This window comes from Micromonospora sp. M51, from assembly GCF_018070305.1.
GTDB classification, from domain to species: Bacteria; Actinomycetota; Actinomycetes; order Mycobacteriales; family Micromonosporaceae; genus Micromonospora; species Micromonospora parva.
In genome coordinates this window covers 1-3,457 of the sequence record NZ_JAGPXZ010000666.1, presented here as the reverse complement: position 1 = coordinate 3,457, position 3,457 = coordinate 1, and the positions used below count along the sequence as shown (strand labels likewise).

The following is a 3,457-nucleotide window of genomic DNA, read 5'->3' as shown; positions in this document are numbered from 1 at the left end:
GGTGAGCCAGAGCCACTGCAACAGCGGCTGCACCAACCGGTCGGCCGCCGTCGCCACCACGATCCGGGGGTACGGCGACAGCAACGTCACCCGGGCGGCGCGCAACTCGGTGACGGCCGCGGCCACGGCGTGCGGGGCGAGCACCACGTCGGCGTCGACGAAGACCAGCGCGGTGGCGTCCGGGTCGGCCCGGGTGGCCAGCTGCCAGCAGGCGTGCGGCTTGCCCAGCCAGCCCGGCGGCGGGGCGACGCCGCTGAGCAGCGTGACCCGGGGGTCGTCGCCGACCACCGCGCGGACCACGTCGGCGGTGCCATCGGTGGACCCGTCGTCGAGGACCACGATGCGCAGCCCGGGTACGCCGCGTTGGGCGAGCAGGGCGCGCAGGCAGGGTGTGACCCGGGTGGCCTCGTCGCGCAGCGGCAGCAGCACGGCCACCGGCTCGTCGACGGCGTCCGGCCGGTCGGTGGGCCGGCGCAGCCACCGGGCGGCGTTGAGCCAGGTGTGTCCGGTCAACGCGGCGACGGCGATCAGCAGGGCGAGCAGGACGGTCATCGGGTCGCGTCGACGCCGGGGCGGTGGGGCTGGTGGGCCTCCCGACCGGGGTCACCGCCCCGGTGGGCACGTAGGAAGGTCACCGTGAGCGGCACGGCGGTCACCGCCATGCCGGCGGCGCCCCACAGCGCCGAGGCGGGCAGGTCGAGGAAGACCGCGTGGGCCAGGATGCTGGAGAAGTACGTCCACAGGTACAGCGCGACCATCGGGTGGTCCCGCCGATCGGTGTGCGCGGCGGCCGGCCCGGCCAGTGGGCGCAGCGCGCTCATCATCAGCACCGCGAAGAGCAGCCAGCCCAGGTAGTTGCTGACCGGGATGCCGGCCAGGCCGGGCAACGCCGGGGTGGCGTCGCGCCACACCCAGTAGCCCTCGGCCACCATCTGCGGGTCCAGGAAGAGGTCCCAGGCGGCCAGCCCCACAGTGGCCAGCGCGATCCGCCCCACCCACCGCCCCACCGTCGACCCGCTGCCGCCGGCGGTCAGTGCGCCGCCGTCGGCCGTCGCGGCGTTGCCGCCGGTCAGTCGGACCGCTGCCAGCCACGCCGGCCAGGCCATCCAGGTCCAGGCCAGCGGAATGATCAGTGGCACCCCGGCCAGCTTGGGGCCCAGCTCCCCGGAGTAGTCGTAGCTGCCGAACGGCACGCCGGTGGCCACCCCGATCGCCTCGATCGCGAACCCGCCGCCGGTGGCCACCGCGACCAGCGCCGCCGCCACCCGTGGGCCCCGGCTGAGCAGCGCGTGGCCGACCGAGAGCAGCCAGCCGAGGACGACGGTGGCCACGGTGAGCCCGGCCCGGGTGTCGCCGGTGGTGAGCGGGTAGCAGATCTGGGCGAGCACCAGGACGGCGAGCAGTGTCCAGGAGATCCGTCGGGTCATGACGCCGGCGGGTCGAGCGGCAGATCCCGACCGAGCACACCGAACGGCCGCTCGTCGCCGGGGAAGTGGAAGTCGCGCAGCACGTCGACGAAGCCGAACCGTCGGTACAGCCGCCAGGCCCGCGAGGTCTGCTCGTCAGCCTCCGGGGTGGACAGCAGCGTGGTGTCGCCCTCCGCCATGCCGAGCAGGGCGCGCAGCTGACCGGTGCCCAGGCCGTGCCCCTGCGCCGGTGGCCGGACGTGCAGCTCGACCACCTCGAAGCAGTGGGTGAGCCAGCGCGTACGGGTCGGGGCGTCCAGCGCGCGGTGCACCTGGTCGTGCCACCACTGACCGGAGGCGCCCAGATAGCCGTAGCCGAAGCCGGCGAGGTGCCCCTCGCTGGTCAGGCTGGCGACCGCCCGGAAACCCGGCCGGCGAACGTGGGTGGCGATGTAACCGCGCCGGGCCTCCAGCAGGTCGGTGCGGTATCCCATCGCCTCGCCGTAGACGGCCACCACGTCGTCCAGCCGCCGGACGAGATCGTCCGGCGTCCAGCGCACCAACCTCATGCCCGTCCACCCTTCACCGTTTCCGGGCCACCATCGGCGGCCCACCCGAGCACCGACCGGTCGCCGACCACGTCGCGCACCTCGAACCGGGCGAACAGCTCCTCGGCGTACCAGCCCGCGGTGGGGGTTCGCATGATCGCCGCCCGATGCTCCGGGTGACGGTACGCGAACGCCACCAGGTCCGTCGGGTCGCGCCACACGCTCACCGTGCCCTGCCAGCCCAACGGTGCCTCGCCGACCCCGAACCGGGCCAGCAGCCCGGGCGCGTCGCGCAGGGCGGCGGCCACCGGTGGGATCGCCCGCCAGAAGGTGGCGGCCCGGCGGGCCCGCAGCCGAGCCCGGGTCAGTGCCAGCACCGGGCCGGTGACCCGGCCGCCCGACGGGTCACCGAACGGCCGCTGGCCGGACCACTCGCCCCGGCTGGTCAGTGGGCGCAGGTCGATCCGGGCCTGGGCGTGGGCGATGCGTGCCCAGGCCCGTCCGACCGACGAGTCGTCGAAGTCGGCCGCCGCGGCGGGGGAGTCCCAGACGGTCAGCGCCGCCCACCGGGTCAGGTCGGCGTCCCTCGGCCCGAAGTCGGTGCCGGTCCCGGTGCCCAGCAGCTTGCCGAACCGGGCGCCCGGGAGGGCGCGCAGCCGGCGTGGGTCCAGCGCCATCCGGGTCAGCGCCCGGGGCAGCGCGCCGCGGGAGGTCCGCCACACGTGCAGCGTGACCAGCTCCGGGACCGCGCTGCCGGACTGGTTGGTCAGCACGCTCCGCTCGCTCACGCCACCTCGGCCGGGGTGCCGGCGGTGACCCGCAGCAGTTCGGTGTAGGTGGTCGGAAAGACCGCCTGGGGTACGCCACCCGCGGCCCAGATCTCCGGGTACGCCGCCAGCGCCGTGTCCACCAGGGTGCGCAGCGGGTGCGGGTGCCCGAGGGGGGCGACCCCGCCGATCGGCTGTCCGGTGTGGGTCCGGACGAACTCCGGGGTGGCCCGGCGCAGCCGGGTGACGCCGATCGATGCCGCCAGACCGGCGGTGTCGACCCGGTGCGCGCCGGAGGTGAGCACGAGCAGCGGCGTGTCGTCCGCGTCGAAGATCAGGGAGTTGGCGATCTGACCGACCTCGACGTCGAGCGCCTCGGCGGCCGCCGCGGCGGTGTGCACCGCGTCGGGCAGCAGACGGACCAGGCTGGGCTCGCCGGTGCCGTCGCGCGTGCCGGCGGCGGTGAGCGCGTCCTGCACCGCTCGTACGTTCGGGTGTGGCTGCATGTCGTCATTCTTCCCGGTTCGCCGGGGTGGGTTCATCCGGCCGGCACGCTCAGCGCGTCACACGTTGCATTTTCGTCGGAGGGGAGGTGTACTGTCAGCAGTAGTTAGAACGAGTGTTCGATTGCCTCGAACGCCCGTTCCAACCAGCCGGAGCGCGGCGTTTCGCGGCGCCACCTCCGGGCGGTGCGGCTCCGCGGGCCGCACCTGGGTTTCCGGGCAGTCGCGAGCCT

Annotated in this window: 5 protein-coding genes; all 5 read right to left on the bottom strand. The window is 74.7% G+C overall.

The window, feature by feature from the left end; translation table 11 throughout:
- A partial coding sequence (locus KBX53_RS26680) for a glycosyltransferase family 2 protein (RefSeq protein WP_210862280.1) occupies positions 1–552 on the bottom strand: 552 nt, incomplete at its 3' end.
- The gene (locus tag KBX53_RS26675) at positions 549–1,427 is read right to left on the bottom strand and encodes a carotenoid biosynthesis protein (RefSeq protein WP_210862278.1); all 879 of its coding nucleotides are present in this window, start codon (positions 1,425–1,427) and stop codon (positions 549–551) included. The genes KBX53_RS26675 and KBX53_RS26680, both read right to left, overlap by 4 nt.
- A complete protein-coding gene (locus KBX53_RS26670; protein ID WP_030334560.1) occupies positions 1,424–1,975 on the bottom strand; it encodes a GNAT family N-acetyltransferase in 552 nt (183 codons plus the stop codon). Before KBX53_RS26670 ends, KBX53_RS26675 begins: the two co-directional genes overlap by 4 nt.
- The gene (locus tag KBX53_RS26665; protein ID WP_030334559.1) at positions 1,972–2,727 is read right to left on the bottom strand and encodes a monooxygenase; all 756 of its coding nucleotides are present in this window, start codon (positions 2,725–2,727) and stop codon (positions 1,972–1,974) included. Before KBX53_RS26665 ends, KBX53_RS26670 begins: the two co-directional genes overlap by 4 nt.
- An 11-nt stretch (positions 2,728–2,738) precedes the next feature.
- The gene (locus tag KBX53_RS26660; protein WP_030334557.1) at positions 2,739–3,227 is read right to left on the bottom strand and encodes a YbaK/EbsC family protein; all 489 of its coding nucleotides are present in this window, start codon (positions 3,225–3,227) and stop codon (positions 2,739–2,741) included.
- Positions 3,228–3,457: the final 230 nt, after the last annotated feature.

Excerpts from the sequence above, each read along its gene's own strand:
- KBX53_RS26675 (WP_210862278.1), bottom strand. The coding sequence starts at position 1,427 with ATGACCCGACGGATCTCCTGGACACTGCTCGCCGTCCTGGTGCTCGCC.
- KBX53_RS26670 (WP_030334560.1), bottom strand. The coding sequence starts at position 1,975 with ATGAGGTTGGTGCGCTGGACGCCGGACGATCTCGTCCGGCGGCTGGAC.
- KBX53_RS26660 (WP_030334557.1), bottom strand. The coding sequence starts at position 3,227 with ATGCAGCCACACCCGAACGTACGAGCGGTGCAGGACGCGCTCACCGCC.